We start from the raw sequence: 13,535 nt of genomic DNA, 5'->3' as shown, positions 1-13,535 counted from the left end.
GATGCGCCTCCTGCATCTCGTCGTGATCTGCTCGCTGATCTTCGCGGCGGCCTATGTCTATCGCATCAAGATGGACTCCACGGCGCGGGTCGAGCGCGTGCTGCAATTGCGCGCCGAGATCCGCGAGCAGCGCGAGGCCATCGCAGTGTTGCGCGCGGAATGGGCCAAGCTCGACGCGCCGCTGCGGCTGCAAGGGCTGGTCGAGCGGCATCTGCCGCTGAAGCCGCTCAACGCCACACAATACGACAGCCTGAAGAATCTGCCGGAGCGGCCGCCGCGATTTGCGCGACCGGACAATCCGGATCCGATCGGATCGATGATCGATGCGATCGACGCGATCAACGAAGAGCCCCCCGTGACCGGGTCGGTGCGTCGCCCGGAGGATCAGCAATGACCGATCAGCTTCGGCCCGACGTCAAGCCGCAGGAACCCTGGCGGCAACGTCTGGTGCGCACGCTGCTGTATGGGCGCGATGTCGATCGGACTGCCAAGGCGCGCGCGCGAGTCGGCCTCGCGATCATTGCCTTTGCTGCCGTCTACGCGGTCATCGGCGGCCGCCTCGTGATGTTCGCGATCGGCTCGGATGGTCCGAGCGCGCGGCGCGCCGCGCAGCAGGACGCCATCGCCACCGCGCGCCCCGATATCGTCGACCGCAATGGCGCCGTTCTCGCCACCGACGTGAAGACGCCGAGCCTGTTCGCCGAGCCGCGTCGTCTCATCGACAAGGACGAGGCAATCGAGCTTCTGACGGCGACCTTGCCGGATCTCGATACGGGCGAGGTCCGCGACCGACTGTTGTCGCGCAAGGGTTTCGTCTGGTTGAAGCGCGAGATGACGCCGAAGCAGCAGCAGGACATTCATCGCCTCGGCCTGCCGGGCATCGGCTTCCTGCGCGAGAACAAGCGCGTCTATCCGACCGGAAACGAGGTGGCCCATCTGATCGGCCTGGTGAACATCGACAACCAGGGCATCGCCGGCATGGAGAAGTGGCTCGACAATCAGGGCCTTGCCGACCTGCATCGCGCGGGCTTCGCCACCGATCGCCTGCAGCGCCCAATCGAGCTCTCGGTCGATCTGCGCGTCGAGCACGCGCTGCGCGACGAACTGCTCAAGGCCAAGGACAAGTTCAAGGCCAAGGCAGCTTCCGGTCTCGTCGTCAATGTCAGGACAGGCGAGATCATCGCCATGGTGTCGCTGCCGGATTTCGATCCCAACAACCCGAAGGAAGCGCACGATCCCGACCGGATCAACCGCCTGACCACGGGCGTGTACGAGATGGGCTCGACCTTCAAGGCGTTCACCCTGGCAATGGCGCTCGACACCGGCAAATATGATCTCAATTCGCTGTGGGATGCACGCGGGCCGCTGCACTACGGCAAGTTCGCGATTCATGACGACGAGCCGAAGGGCCGCTTCCTCAACATGAAGGAAGTGTTCTACTTCTCGTCCAACGTCGGCGCCGCCAGGATCGCGTTGACGCAGGGCGTGGAAGCGCACAAGGCGTTCCTGCGCAAGATGGGCCAGTTCGACCGGTTGCGCACCGAGCTGCCTGAGAGCGCCTCGCCGATCCTGCCCAAGCGCTGGGGCGAATTGAACACGGTCACGATCGCGTTCGGTCACGGCATGGCGGTGGCGCCGCTGCAGGGTGTGATGGGCGTCAGTGCGCTGGTCAATGGCGGCTATCTGATCCCGCCGACTTTCATGAAGCGCACCGAGGCAGAGGCGATGCAGGTCGCCAAGCGCGTGATCAAGCCGGAGACCTCGGAGAAGATGCGGTATCTGATGCGTCTGAACGCCGAGGTCGGCACCGCGCGCAAGGCCGACGTGAAGGGCTACTACATCGGCGGCAAGACCGGCACCGCCGAGAAGGTGATCAACGGCCGCTACGCCAAGAAGAAGGTGCTGACCCTCTTCACCGCCGTGATCCCGGCGGACAAGCCAAAATACCAGCTCCTGATCATGCTGGACGAGCCGCAGCCGCTGAAGGAAACCTATGGCTTCATCACCTCGGGCTGGAACGCGGTGCCGACCGCTGGCAACGTGATCTCCCGGATCGGGCCGCTGCTGGGAATTGAGCCCCGTTTCGACCTCCCGCCGTCCGACCGCCAAATTCTTGCGGCATCGCGGCTGACACAGTAAGCCGTCGTCGAATCGCAGGCTTTGGAGCTGCCGCCATCCCGGGCGGGGCCAGGACTGGCACGGAACCAGGATGAAACTTCACGACCTCCTGGGCGATCAGGCGACGCTCGACGCTCCCATCGCCGCAGTCGAGATATCCGGCCTCGCCGTCGACAGCCGAGCCGTGCGGCCCGGCGACCTGTTTTTTGCACTCTCCGGCACCAAGACCGATGGCTCCCGCTTTATTGCGGCGGCAATCGCGGCCGGTGCGGTCGCCGTGGCCGGCGCGGCGGGCCCTGGAACAGGGCTGGCCGTTCCATTCATCGCGCTGCCGAACCCGCGGCGGGCACTCGCGCTCGCTTCGTCCCGGTTCTATCCGCGCCAGCCGGCGACGATTGCCGCCGTCACCGGCACCAGCGGCAAGACGTCGGTCGCGGCCTTCACGCGCCAGATCTGGCAGCGCCTCGGCCACAGCTCGGCCAGCATCGGCACCGTCGGGCTGGTGTCGGACAAGCGCACCGTCTACGGCTCGCTGACGACGCCAGATCCGATCGCGCTGCATCGGCAGATCGACGAGATCACGCAGGATGGCGTCACCCATCTAGCGTTCGAGGCTTCGTCGCACGGGCTCGATCAGTTCAGGCTCGACGGTGTCAGGGTCTCGGCCGGCGGGTTCACGAACCTGTCGCGCGACCACATGGACTATCATCCGGACATCGCGCACTACCTCAACGCCAAGCTGAGGCTGTTCCGCGATCTCGTGCCGCCGGGCGGGCCTGCGGTGATCTCGGCCGATCATGAGTGCTCGCCGGAAGTCATCGCTGCGGCGCAGACGCGCGGTCTTCGCCTGATGACGGTGGGGACGCATGGCGACGGTGCAGGCGAGGGCATTCGCCTCGTGGCCGTTGCAATCGACGGCTTTGCGCAGCAGCTCCAGATCCAGCATTGCGGCCGCATGCATGCGGTCCGCCTGCCGCTGGTCGGCGCGTTTCAGATCGAGAACGCGCTGGTCGCGGCGGGCCTCGCGATCGGCACCGGCAGCGATCCGCAAGCGGTGTTCGAATCGCTCGAGCAGCTCGAGGGCGCCAAGGGCCGGCTCGAGCTGGTCGGCGAGCACAATGGCGCACCCATTTTCATCGACTACGCGCACAAGCCGGATGCGCTCGCCAAGGCGCTGCATGCGCTGCGGCCCTATGCTCCGCGAAAGCTCGTCGTCGTGTTCGGCGCCGGCGGCGACCGTGACACCGGCAAGCGCCCTTTGATGGGCGCGATCGCCGCCGAAGAGGCCGACAGTGTCATCATCACCGATGACAATCCGCGCAGCGAGGATCCGGCTGCGATCCGCGCTGCAATCCTGGCCGCCGCGCCCGGTGCGCGTGAGATCGGCGACCGAACGGAGGCAATCCGCGTCGCGATCGGCGAGCTGCAGCCCGGCGATGCGCTCGTGATCGCCGGCAAGGGCCATGAGACCGGACAGATCATCGGCAGCACTATTCTGCATTTCAGCGATCATGAAGCGGTCGCGGACGCGTTGGCAGCGAGGACATCATGACGAAGGCGCTGTGGACCGTGGCAGAGGCGGCGCGCGCGCTCGGCCTCGCCGGCGACTACCCGGAGACCCCGATCGACTTCGTCACGCAGGACAGTCGCGCGGTGAAGCCCGGCAGCCTGTTCGTGGCACTGAGTGGCACGCCGAGTGGCGGCTTCGTATCGAGCTTCGCCTCCAGCCGCGACGGCTGGGAGTTCGCGGCGAATGCCGAAGCGGCCGGCGCGGTGGCGATGATCGTTCCCCACAGGATCGATGGGATCACGGTGCCGCAGCTCGTGGTGCCGGACACGCTGATCGATGGGCTGTGGGCGCTGGCGCGCTCCGCGCGGGCGCGCTTCCATGGCCCGGTGATCGGGTTGACCGGCAGCGCCGGCAAGACCTCGACCAAGGAGTTCATCGCCGCCTATCCCGGTGCGTCTGCGAGTCCGTCGAGCTTCAACAATTTCTGGGGCGTACCGCTGACGCTGTGCAACGCCGATCCCTCCGCTTCGGTGTGGGTCGTCGAGATGGGCATGAATCAAAAAGGCGAGATCGCGCGGCTGACGGAGCTGTCGCAGCCGACGGTGGCGCTGGTCGTGAATGTGCAGCCGGTGCATCTGGAGAAGCTCGGCAGCCTGGAAGCGATCAGGAAAGAGAAGGTCTCGATCGCGCTTGGGCTGCCGGCTGACGGCGTCCTCGTGTTGCCGGCCGATCTCGCAGCACCGGAATGGACCGGCAAGGTGATCCGCTTCGGTGGCGGCGCTGACGTCCGCGAGCTCTCGCACGACTCGCGCGGCGAGACCTGGGATGTGAGCGCCGACATCGCCGGTCGCCGCGTCGCCTTCACGCTGACGCCGGGGGCGCCGCATCGCCTGCACAATGCGCTGGCGGCGCTCGCCTCCATCGCAGCGGCCGGGCTCGATCCAGCGCTGCTCGCGCCGACGCTCGGCGATGTCGGCATCATGACCGGCCGTGGCGTCGAGCAGACCGTCGGCGACATTGTTCTGATCGACGACAGCTTCAATGGCAACCCGGCCAGCATGGCGGCGGCGCTCGACAGTCTGCAGGCGCGACCGGTGCGGGGACGGCGGATCGCCATCATCGGCGACATGCTCGAGCTCGGCGACGAGGCGCCGGCCTATCATCAGGGGATGGTCGCTCATCTCGCGGGGGTCGACGGCGTCTATTGCGTCGGTCCGCTGATGCGTCACCTGTTCGACAGCCTGCCTCACGCGAAGCGGCTCGGCTGGCACGAGGATCCGGTGACTCTGGATCCCGGTCGGGTCGCGGCGCTGCTTGCGCCGGGCGACGTCGTCGTCATCAAGGGCAGCAAGAAGATCTTCTGGGTCAATAAGTTCGTGTCGAAGCTCGCCGCGGCGCTGCAGCGGCCCACTTGAAAATCGGGCGATATCGCGGCGCGGCAGAAGGATATTTTCCACTGGTGGTCGAAGCGGTCGTGCCGGATGGGTCATTCCGCCGGGCTATGATTCGCACCCGGCCCCGATCATGGTTAAAAGAGGCTGGACCGGATTCGCGACCGAATTCGTGTTCGCGGTCTCGGTGAGGCGGCATAGGCGGGTTGGATGTTCTACTGGTTGATCGAGCTGACGAATACGTTTCCGAGCCTGTCCGTCTTTCGCGGATTGCTGAACGTGTTCCGCTACATCACGTTCCGTACGGGCGGCGCCGTCGTCACCGGGGCGCTGTTCGTGTTCCTGTTCGGGCCCTGGATCATTGATCATCTTCGCCTGCGCCAGGGCAAGGGCCAGCCGATCCGCACCGACGGCCCGCAATCGCACATCATCAGCAAGAAGGGCACGCCCACGATGGGCGGCTTGATGATCTTGTCGGGCCTCGTCGTCTCCACCGTGCTGTGGGCCAATCCGCTCAACCCCTATGTTTGGATCGTGCTCGCGGTGACACTCGGCTTCGGCTTCGTCGGCTTCTATGACGATTATCTGAAGGTGACCAAGCAGTCGCATTCCGGCTTTGCCGGCAGACTGCGTCTGCTGATCGAGGCTGCGATCGCTCTGGTCGCCTGTTACGCGCTGGTGCGGCTCGGGCGCGATCCGTCCTCGACCGGGCTTGCCATTCCGTTCTTCAAGGATCTGGTGATCAAGTTCGGCTGGCTCTATGTCATCTTCGGAGCGTTCGTCATCGTCGGCGCCGGCAATGCCGTGAACCTGACCGACGGGCTCGACGGCCTGGCAATCGTGCCGGTGATGATCGCCTCCGCCAGCTTCGGCCTGATCGCCTATCTCGCCGGCAATGCGGTGTTCTCGGACTACCTGCAGATCCACTATGTCGCGGGCACTGGTGAGCTTGCCGTTCTGTGCGGCGCGGTGCTCGGCGCGGGCCTCGGCTTTCTCTGGTTCAACGCCCCGCCGGCGTCGATCTTCATGGGCGACACCGGCTCGCTGGCGCTCGGCGGCATGCTCGGATCGATCGCGGTCGCGGTGAAGCACGAGATCGTGCTGGCTGTCATCGGCGGCCTGTTCGTGCTGGAGGCCGTGTCGGTGATCGTGCAGGTCGCCTCGTTCAAGCTGACCGGCAAGCGCATATTCAAGATGGCGCCGATCCACCACCATTTCGAGCAGCTCGGCTGGACCGAGCCGCAGATCGTGATCCGGTTCTGGATCATCTCGGTGATGCTGGCGCTGGTCGGTCTCTCGACGCTGAAGCTGCGCTGACATGATCCCCGTCACCGCATTTGCCGACAAGACCGTCGCCGTGTTCGGGCTCGGCGGCTCGGGGCTGGCCTCGTGTCATGCCCTGCGGGCCGGCGGCGCCGAAGTGATCGCGGCCGACGACGGCGCCGATCGGATGACGGAAGCGGCGAAGGCGGGTTTCATCACCGCCGATTTGCGCACCGTCTCCTGGGCGAACTTCGCCGCGCTGGTGCTGGCGCCGGGCGTGCCGCTGACCCATCCCGTGCCGCATTGGACCGTATTGAAGGCGCGCGAGGCCGGGGTCGAGGTGATCGGCGACATCGAGCTGTTCTGCCGCGAGCGCAGGCGGCACGCGCCGGATGCGCCGTTCGTCGCGATCACCGGCACCAACGGCAAATCGACCACGACGGCGTTGATCGCGCATCTGATGCGCGTCGCCGGCTACGACACCCAGATGGGCGGCAATATCGGCACCGCGATCCTGTCCCTCGAGCCGCCGCGCATGGGCCGCGTCCACGTCATCGAGATGTCGTCCTACCAGATCGACCTGACACCATCGCTCGATCCGAGCGTCGGCATCCTGCTCAATGTCAGCGAGGATCACATCGACCGGCATGGCACGATCGAGAACTACGCGGCCGTAAAGGAGCGCTTGGTGGCGAATGTCCAGTCCAAGGGCTCCGCGATCGTCGGCGTCGACGACGGTTTCTCGCGCGCGATCGCCGACCGGCTCGACCGGGCCGGCAAGCGCGTCGTGCGCATCTCGGTTAAGAACCCGCTGGCGGACGGGCTGTATGTCGAGCACGAGACGATTGTGTGCAGTGCAGGCGGGGCCCGCAGCGAGGTCGCCCGGCTTGGCGGCATCGGCTCGCTGCGCGGCCAGCACAATGCTCAGAATGCGGCCTGCGCCGCCGCCGCGGCGCTCGCGATCGGTGTGAAGGAGGACGTGCTGCAGCAGGGGCTGCGCAGCTTCCCGGGCCTGGCGCATCGCATGGAGCAGGTCGGCCGTCGCGGCAACGTGCTGTTCGTGAACGACTCCAAGGGCACCAACGCAGACGCGACCGCGCACGCATTGTCGTCCTTCGCCGACATCTTCTGGATCGCCGGCGGCAAACCGAAGGCCGGCGGCATCACCGGCCTCGCGGGTTTCTTCCCGCGCATCCGCAAGGCCTATCTGATCGGCGAGGCGGCCGCGGAGTTCGCTGGCACGCTGGGCGACAAGGTGCCGCACGACATGTCCGGCACGCTGGAGGTCGCGGTCTCCCAGGCGGCCGCCGATGCGGAGGCCTCGGGACTGAAGGATGTCGTGGTGCTGCTGTCGCCGGCCTGCGCCTCCTTCGATCAGTTCCGCAACTTCGAAATCCGCGGCACGCATTTCCGCGACCTGGTGCAGGCGTTGCCGGGCGTGGAGCGGGTGGCCTGAGGCAGCATTGCCAGCGATTTTCTTAACCCTTCGATAACCATCCTGGGTGCCAATGGGCTGACACTCGGCTCAGGTGGACGCCCGATGCTCTCCCGTGAAGAACGCAATCCGCTGTCCGACTGGTGGTGGACGGTCGACAAGCCGCTGCTCGGCTCCATCCTCGCGCTGATGCTGTGCGGGGTGATCCTGTCGCTCGCGGCCAGCCCGCCGGTGGCGACTCGGATCGGGCTCGATCCGTTCCACTTCTTCAACCGCCACGTCCTGTTCCTGCTGCCGTCGTTCATCGTGCTGATCGGCGTTTCCTTCCTGTCGCCGCGCCAGATCCGGCGCAGCGCGCTGGTGGTGTTCACGATCGCCATCGTGCTGATCGTGCTGACGCTCGCGATCGGCCCGGAGGTGAAGGGCTCGCGGCGCTGGATCACGCTGATCGGCGTCAACATCCAGGCGTCCGAGGCGGCGAAGCCGGCCTTCGTCGTCGTTTCCGCCTGGCTGTTCTCGGAATCCGCGCGGCGGCCCGACATGCCGGCGACCACGATGGCGTTGGTGCTGCTGCTGATGCTGGTGTCGCTCCTGGTGATGGAGCCGGATTTCGGCCAGACCATGCTGATCCTGATGGTCTGGGGCTCGCTGTTCTTCATCGCCGGCATGCGCATGATCTGGGTTGCGGGCCTCGCGGGCGCCGCCGCCACCGGCCTGTTCGGCGCCTATCTCTTGGTCCCGCACGTCGCCGGCCGCATCAAGCGCTTCATGAACCCGGCCTCCGGCGACACCTTCCAGGTCGACACCGCGATGGAGGCGTTCTCCAACGGCGGCTGGTTCGGGCTGGGGCCGGGCGAGGGCATCGCCAAGCGCAGCCTGCCGGACAGCCACACCGATTTCGTGTTCGCGGTCGCTGCCGAGGAGTTCGGCATCATCCTGTGCCTGGCGCTGGTCGCGCTGTTTGCGTTCATCGTGATCCGCACGCTGTCGCGCGCCTATGCGACCGAGGATAGCTTTGCGCGCTTCGCGGCCTCGGGCCTCGCGATCCTGTTCGGTATCCAGGCGGCCATCAACATCTCGGTCAATCTGCAGTTGATCCCGGCCAAGGGCATGACCTTGCCCTTCATCTCCTACGGTGGCTCCTCGATCGTGTCGCTGGCCTATGGCGTCGGCATGATGCTGGCGCTGACCCGACAGCGGCCGCGGATGGAGCTCGAGGCCGGCGACGCAGCCGGCGCGCTGCGCAATTACGCTTAGGCTGCTGGCTCGCAATGACGAGACATTGCCTGTAAACAAGCGCGCATGACCTCAACCGCGCCTCTCATTCTGCTCGCGGCCGGCGGCACCGGCGGCCATCTGTTTCCGGCTGAAGCGCTCGGCGTCGAGCTGATCAGGCGCGGCTATCGCGTCCGTCTCGTCACCGACGCGCGCGCGCTGCGCTACAGCGGCCTGTTCACCAAGGACATGATCGACGTGGTGCCGAGCGAGACGGTGCGCAGCCGCTCGCCGGTCGCGCTCGCGCGCACCGCGCTGCTGCTCGGCACCGGCACCATCGCGGCCTTCAACCTGATGCGGCGGCTCAAGCCCGCGGCCGTGATCGGCTTCGGCGGCTATCCGACCGTGCCGCCGCTGCTGGCGGCGCGCCTCGCCGGCGTGCCCAGCCTGATCCACGACGCCAATGCCGTGCTCGGCCGCGCCAATCGTTTCCTGTCCGCGCATGTGAAGGCGATTGCAACCTCGTTGCCGGGCGTGCTCGACCGCGATCCCGCGCTGGCCGGCAAGACGACCACGGTCGGCACCCCGATGCGACCTGCAATCCTCGAAGCCGCGGGCGTGCCCTATGTCCCGCCGGAGACCGCCGGGCCGCTGCGGTTGCTCGTCGTCGGCGGCAGCCAGGGCGCGCGCATCATGAGCGACATCGTGCCCGGCGCGATCGAGCGGCTGGAGCCGGCGCTGTGGGGCCGTCTGGTGCTGACCCAGCAGGTGCGCCAGGAGGACATGGCGCGGGTGCGCGCGGTCTATGACCGGCTCAAGATCAATGCCGATCTGCAACCCTTCTTCACCGACCTGCCGGCGCGGCTCGCCGCCAATCACCTCGTGATCTCGCGTTCCGGCGCCGGCACCGTGGCCGAGCTCGCCGCGATCGGCCGGCCCTCGATCCTGGTGCCGCTGCCGGGCGCCATCGACCAGGACCAGTTCGCGAATGCCGGCGTGCTGTCGGACGCGAGCGCCGCGATCCGGATCGTGCAGAGCGAATTCACCTCCGACAGGCTGGCCTCCGAGATCTCGGCGCTCGCCGCCGAGCCGACGCGTCTCGCCGCGATGGCCCAGGCTGCGCGCACAGCCGGGCGGCTCGATGCCGCGGAACGGCTGGCCGATCTCGTGATCAGGACGGCGGCGCTCTAGTCGCGCAAGCGCACGGTGATCCCATGATGAACCGGAGCTCCGACAATGGCGCTGTCCTGCTTGACGATCATCCGATGCACTTGCGGCGCCATCCGTCCTTTGTGCCTGTGCTCGTCGGATTTTGCGACCAGCTGATTGCGCCGCTGCGCGGTCAACGCCTGATGATCAAGCTGTTCGGTCAGCGCGCTCCGACGGAAATCGCTGCGCACATCGTGATGATGCACATGTCGGCGCGCAAGCCGGTCGAGCGGCCGACCCTGACACGCCTGCAGAGGCGGCTGCCGGGTCCGCGGCAGACGGCGGCGTTCGTCGCGGTGTTGCGCGGTCTGTCGCTGGTGACCGTCGAGCGCGATCCCGAGGATGCTCGTATCCGCTACCTGGTGCCCGGCCCCGTCATCCTCGAGGGGCTGCGAGGCTGGCTTGCCATGCATCTGGATTGCCACGCCCGATTGACGCATGCCGGCGGACTGAGCCTTCGTCTGCAGGATGACGCCGCGTTCTATGCGGAGACGATCCGGCAATGTGCGAGCTGGCTGTGCCGCGACAATCGGCCCCTGACGGGATTTCCCGATCTCGCCTGGACCGACGAGCACGACAGCGGCATCCATCTGGCGCTGACGCTCGTCGCCCGGTCCGCCGTTGGGCGCGAGGCCGTCGCGATTTCGACGGCGGAGCTTGCGACCTCGCTCGGCGTCTCGCGCTCCCATATCCGCAACCTGCTGACGACCATGGAGGGGCGCGGTCTGCTGCGCTTCGGCGACGGGCGCCGGCATCTGATACTGACGCCGGGTTTCGTGGCCTCCGTGGAGGCCTGGTTCTGCCACCAGGTGTGTTGGCTCGCGGCCGCAGCCGCGCGTGCGGATCGCGTGCTGCGGCCAGCTTGAGGCGTCAGATCATCGTGACCCGGCCGGTGCCGATGTCATAGATGCCGCCCACGATCTTCACCTTGCCCTCGGCGACCATGCGGCCGAGAATCGGCTTGGCGGTCGACAGGCGCCGGACGTTGCTGCGCACGTTCTCTGCGGTGGCTTCGGCCAGCAGATCCTGCGGCTTCTTCGCGATCGCAGCCTCGACGCCGGGTTTGAGTGCATTGATCAGTGCGGGCAGGTGGCCTGGCAGCTTGGTGCCGTCCTTGAGTACCTTGATCGTCGCATCGATGGCGCCGCAGCCGCTGTGACCGAGCACCAGCACGAGAGGCGTGCCGAGGAACTTGACGCCATATTCGAGGCTGGCGAGACCGTCGTCGTTGACGAAATTGCCGGCGACCCGGACCACGAACAGCTCACCGGGCGCTTGATCGAACACCAGCTCGGGGGCGACCCGGGCATCGGCGCAGCTCACGATCGCGGCGATCGGGTATTGGGCCGCGGCGCGCGCTGCCCGGCCGGCCGAGAAATCCTTGTTGTCGAGGTTGCCGGCGACGTAGCGCGCGTTGCCATCGACGATGCGCTTCATCGCGTCGTCCGGAGAGATGGCGTTGGGGGGCATCGCGCTGTCGCTCGCCTGCTTGGCTTCTTTGGCAAACGCCGGAAGTGCGCCGACCGCCGCGGCAGCCAGCACTGCGCCGCCGCCGAGCAGCCGGCGCCGGGACAATACGGGAGGGTGCGTTTCACACAGCGAGCACATCGACGAGGGTTCTCCATCAAAGATTGAAATATGCGTGCCCGGCACGCCGGCCGCCCGCTACTCATGCCACGCGAACTGACGCGGTGAGCGCGCAAAAATTGCAGGTATCCTGTTGGGAGGGGGCAGCGTGGGATCGCGCTTAACAATTTGTGAAAGGTGGGATCGAGCGGGAACTCCTGGCCGATCGCGCCGGCTGGGCTGCCAAAATCGGCCAAAATCGGGCGAACGGCTGAGAATTTGGCAGTTCTTACGGCCTGGCCGGACTTGTCCAGGTCGGTCATGTCTTGCAAGAAGGGCTGACGATTCGCGGCCGCTCCCCTCCCACCGGGCGCCCGGAACCCTTGAGACGAGATGCCCCCATGAGACTGCCGCGCGAGATCGGACCCATCCACTTCGTCGGGATCGGCGGCATCGGCATGAGCGGTATCGCCGAGGTGCTGTGCAATCTCGGCTATACGGTGCAGGGCTCGGACGCCTCGGACAATGCGAACGTCGCACGCCTGCGCGAGAAGGGCATCACCGTCAGCGTCGGGCACAAGGCCGAGAACATCGCGGGTGCGGACGTCGTCGTCGTCTCGACGGCCATCAAGCGCGACAATCCCGAGCTGATGGCAGCGCGCGCCCAGCGCATTCCCGTCGTCCGGCGTGCCGAGATGCTGGCCGAGCTGATGCGGCTGAAGAGCTGCGTCGCCATCGCCGGCACCCATGGCAAGACAACGACCACCTCGATGGTCGCGGCGCTGCTCGATGCTGGCGGGCTCGATCCCACCGTCATCAATGGCGGCATCATCAATGCCTATGGCACCAATGCGCGGCTCGGCGCCGGCGAATGGATGGTGGTCGAGGCCGACGAGAGCGACGGCACCTTCCTGAAGCTGCCGGCGGATGTCGCCATCGTCACCAATGTCGATCCCGAGCATCTCGATCACTTCAAGACCTTCGAGGCCGTGCAGGATGCCTTCCGCGCCTTCGTCGAGAACGTGCCGTTCTACGGCTTCGCCGTGATGTGCATCGATCATCCGGTGGTGCAAACGCTGGTCGGAAAGATCGAGGACCGCCGCATCATCACCTACGGCGTCAACCCGCAGGCCGATGTCCGCCTTGTCGACCTCGCGCCGATGGGCGGCGGCTCGTCATTCAAGGTCGTGTTCCGCGACCGCAAGAGCGGTGAGACGCACGAGATTGCCGACATCGCGCTGCCGATGCCAGGCCGGCACAATGCCTCGAACGCAACGGCGGCGATCGCGGTCGCGCGCGAGCTCGGCCTGTCCGACGAGGCCATCCGCAAGGCGATTGCTGGCTTCGGCGGCGTCAAGCGCCGCTTCACCCGCACCGGTGAATGGAATGGCGTTACCGTGATCGATGACTACGGTCACCATCCGGTCGAGATCGCGGCGGTACTGAAGGCGGCGCGCGAATCCACCAATGGCAAGATCATCGCTGTGGTGCAGCCGCATCGCTACACCCGCCTGCAGTCCCTGTTCGAGGAGTTCTGCACCTGCTTCAACGATGCGGACGCCGTCGTCGTCGCCGACGTCTATGCAGCAGGCGAAGCCCCGATCGAAGGCGTCGATCGCGACCATTTCGTGCTCGGCCTGCGCGCCCACGGCCATCGCGACGTGGTGCCGCTGCCGAAGGCCGCGGACCTCGCCGGCATCGTCAAGGGCCTCGCCAAGCCGGGCGATCTCGTCGTGTGCCTCGGCGCCGGCAACAACATCACGCAATGGGCCTACGCGCTGCCCGGCGAGTTGAAGGCGCTGGGATGAGGGCGGTGTCGTTGGGCGAG

Annotated in this window: 12 protein-coding genes; 10 read left to right on the top strand and 2 right to left on the bottom strand. The window is 66.7% G+C overall.

The genetic code is table 11. The features are described 5' to 3' along the window. The first annotated feature begins 1 nt into the window (after window position 1). The 8 genes from ftsL to murG all read left to right on the top strand — a co-directional run bounded on the left by ftsL (window position 2) and on the right by murG (window position 10,123). On the top strand, window positions 2-394 hold the full coding sequence (gene ftsL / locus ACQR0U_RS10125; protein ID WP_315713444.1) for a cell division protein FtsL: 393 nt from the start codon (window positions 2-4) through the stop codon (window positions 392-394). Then, window positions 391-2,139: a peptidoglycan D,D-transpeptidase FtsI family protein gene (locus ACQR0U_RS10120; protein ID WP_315752422.1), complete on the top strand. Its 1,749-nt coding sequence runs from the start codon at window positions 391-393 to the stop codon at window positions 2,137-2,139. The genes ftsL and ACQR0U_RS10120 overlap by 4 nt, the downstream gene beginning before the upstream one ends. A 70-nt stretch (window positions 2,140-2,209) precedes the next feature. Next, on the top strand, window positions 2,210-3,670 hold the full coding sequence (locus ACQR0U_RS10115; RefSeq protein ID WP_315752423.1) for a UDP-N-acetylmuramoyl-L-alanyl-D-glutamate--2,6-diaminopimelate ligase: 1,461 nt from the start codon (window positions 2,210-2,212) through the stop codon (window positions 3,668-3,670). Next, window positions 3,667-5,043, top strand: a complete 1,377-nt coding sequence (locus ACQR0U_RS10110; RefSeq protein ID WP_434843145.1) for a UDP-N-acetylmuramoyl-tripeptide--D-alanyl-D-alanine ligase — start codon at window positions 3,667-3,669, stop codon at window positions 5,041-5,043. Before ACQR0U_RS10115 ends, ACQR0U_RS10110 begins: the two co-directional genes overlap by 4 nt. A gap of 186 nt (window positions 5,044-5,229) precedes the next feature. Further along, window positions 5,230-6,336: a phospho-N-acetylmuramoyl-pentapeptide-transferase gene (mraY, locus tag ACQR0U_RS10105; RefSeq protein ID WP_315713440.1), complete on the top strand. Its 1,107-nt coding sequence runs from the start codon at window positions 5,230-5,232 to the stop codon at window positions 6,334-6,336. Window position 6,337: 1 nt separating this feature from the next. Continuing rightward, window positions 6,338-7,738, top strand: coding sequence for a UDP-N-acetylmuramoyl-L-alanine--D-glutamate ligase (gene murD, locus ACQR0U_RS10100; protein ID WP_434843144.1), 1,401 nt, complete (start codon window positions 6,338-6,340; stop codon window positions 7,736-7,738). A gap of 84 nt (window positions 7,739-7,822) precedes the next feature. Next, the gene (gene ftsW, locus ACQR0U_RS10095) at window positions 7,823-8,974 is read left to right on the top strand and encodes a putative lipid II flippase FtsW (protein WP_315752427.1); all 1,152 of its coding nucleotides are present in this window, start codon (window positions 7,823-7,825) and stop codon (window positions 8,972-8,974) included. Window positions 8,975-9,019: 45 nt separating this feature from the next. Then, on the top strand, window positions 9,020-10,123 hold the full coding sequence (murG, locus tag ACQR0U_RS10090; protein ID WP_315713437.1) for an undecaprenyldiphospho-muramoylpentapeptide beta-N-acetylglucosaminyltransferase: 1,104 nt from the start codon (window positions 9,020-9,022) through the stop codon (window positions 10,121-10,123). Here the strand turns inward: murG and ACQR0U_RS10085 are convergent. Then, complete coding sequence (locus ACQR0U_RS10085) at window positions 10,120-10,332, bottom strand: hypothetical protein (protein WP_315752429.1); 213 nt, start codon at window positions 10,330-10,332, stop codon at window positions 10,120-10,122. The genes murG and ACQR0U_RS10085 overlap by 4 nt on opposite strands. Window positions 10,333-10,347: 15 nt before the next feature. On the opposite strand from ACQR0U_RS10085, the gene ACQR0U_RS10080 reads away from it, so the two are divergent. Further along, window positions 10,348-11,007, top strand: coding sequence for a helix-turn-helix domain-containing protein (locus ACQR0U_RS10080; protein ID WP_434843143.1), 660 nt, complete (start codon window positions 10,348-10,350; stop codon window positions 11,005-11,007). A 4-nt stretch (window positions 11,008-11,011) separates the two neighbouring features. Here the strand turns inward: ACQR0U_RS10080 and ACQR0U_RS10075 are convergent, their stop codons facing one another. Further along, a complete protein-coding gene (locus tag ACQR0U_RS10075) occupies window positions 11,012-11,749 on the bottom strand; it encodes a carbonic anhydrase (RefSeq protein WP_316226154.1) in 738 nt (245 codons plus the stop codon). A 359-nt stretch (window positions 11,750-12,108) separates the two neighbouring features. Between ACQR0U_RS10075 and murC the strand changes: the two genes are divergently transcribed. Continuing rightward, a complete protein-coding gene (gene murC / locus ACQR0U_RS10070; protein ID WP_434843142.1) occupies window positions 12,109-13,515 on the top strand; it encodes a UDP-N-acetylmuramate--L-alanine ligase in 1,407 nt (468 codons plus the stop codon). The last annotated feature ends 20 nt before the right edge of the window (window positions 13,516-13,535 follow it).

The sequence above is a fragment of the Bradyrhizobium sp. HKCCYLRH3097 genome, assembly GCF_051167875.1.
In the GTDB taxonomy this organism is placed as follows: Bacteria; Pseudomonadota; Alphaproteobacteria; order Rhizobiales; family Xanthobacteraceae; genus Bradyrhizobium.
This window is presented reverse-complemented; position numbering and strand designations above follow the sequence as displayed.

Bases quoted from the DNA above. Each gene is read 5' to 3' on its own strand.
- ftsL (WP_315713444.1), top strand. From the start codon at position 2: ATGCGCCTCCTGCATCTCGTCGTGATCTGCTCGCTGATCTTCGCGGCG.
- ACQR0U_RS10120 (WP_315752422.1), top strand. From the start codon at position 391: ATGACCGATCAGCTTCGGCCCGACGTCAAGCCGCAGGAACCCTGGCGG.
- ACQR0U_RS10115 (WP_315752423.1), top strand. From the start codon at position 2,210: ATGAAACTTCACGACCTCCTGGGCGATCAGGCGACGCTCGACGCTCCC.
- ACQR0U_RS10110 (WP_434843145.1), top strand. From the start codon at position 3,667: ATGACGAAGGCGCTGTGGACCGTGGCAGAGGCGGCGCGCGCGCTCGGC.
- mraY (WP_315713440.1), top strand. From the start codon at position 5,230: ATGTTCTACTGGTTGATCGAGCTGACGAATACGTTTCCGAGCCTGTCC.
- murD (WP_434843144.1), top strand. From the start codon at position 6,338: ATGATCCCCGTCACCGCATTTGCCGACAAGACCGTCGCCGTGTTCGGG.
- ftsW (WP_315752427.1), top strand. From the start codon at position 7,823: ATGCTCTCCCGTGAAGAACGCAATCCGCTGTCCGACTGGTGGTGGACG.
- murG (WP_315713437.1), top strand. From the start codon at position 9,020: ATGACCTCAACCGCGCCTCTCATTCTGCTCGCGGCCGGCGGCACCGGC.
- ACQR0U_RS10080 (WP_434843143.1), top strand. From the start codon at position 10,348: ATGTCGGCGCGCAAGCCGGTCGAGCGGCCGACCCTGACACGCCTGCAG.
- ACQR0U_RS10075 (WP_316226154.1), bottom strand. From the start codon at position 11,749: ATGTGCTCGCTGTGTGAAACGCACCCTCCCGTATTGTCCCGGCGCCGG.
- murC (WP_434843142.1), top strand. From the start codon at position 12,109: ATGAGACTGCCGCGCGAGATCGGACCCATCCACTTCGTCGGGATCGGC.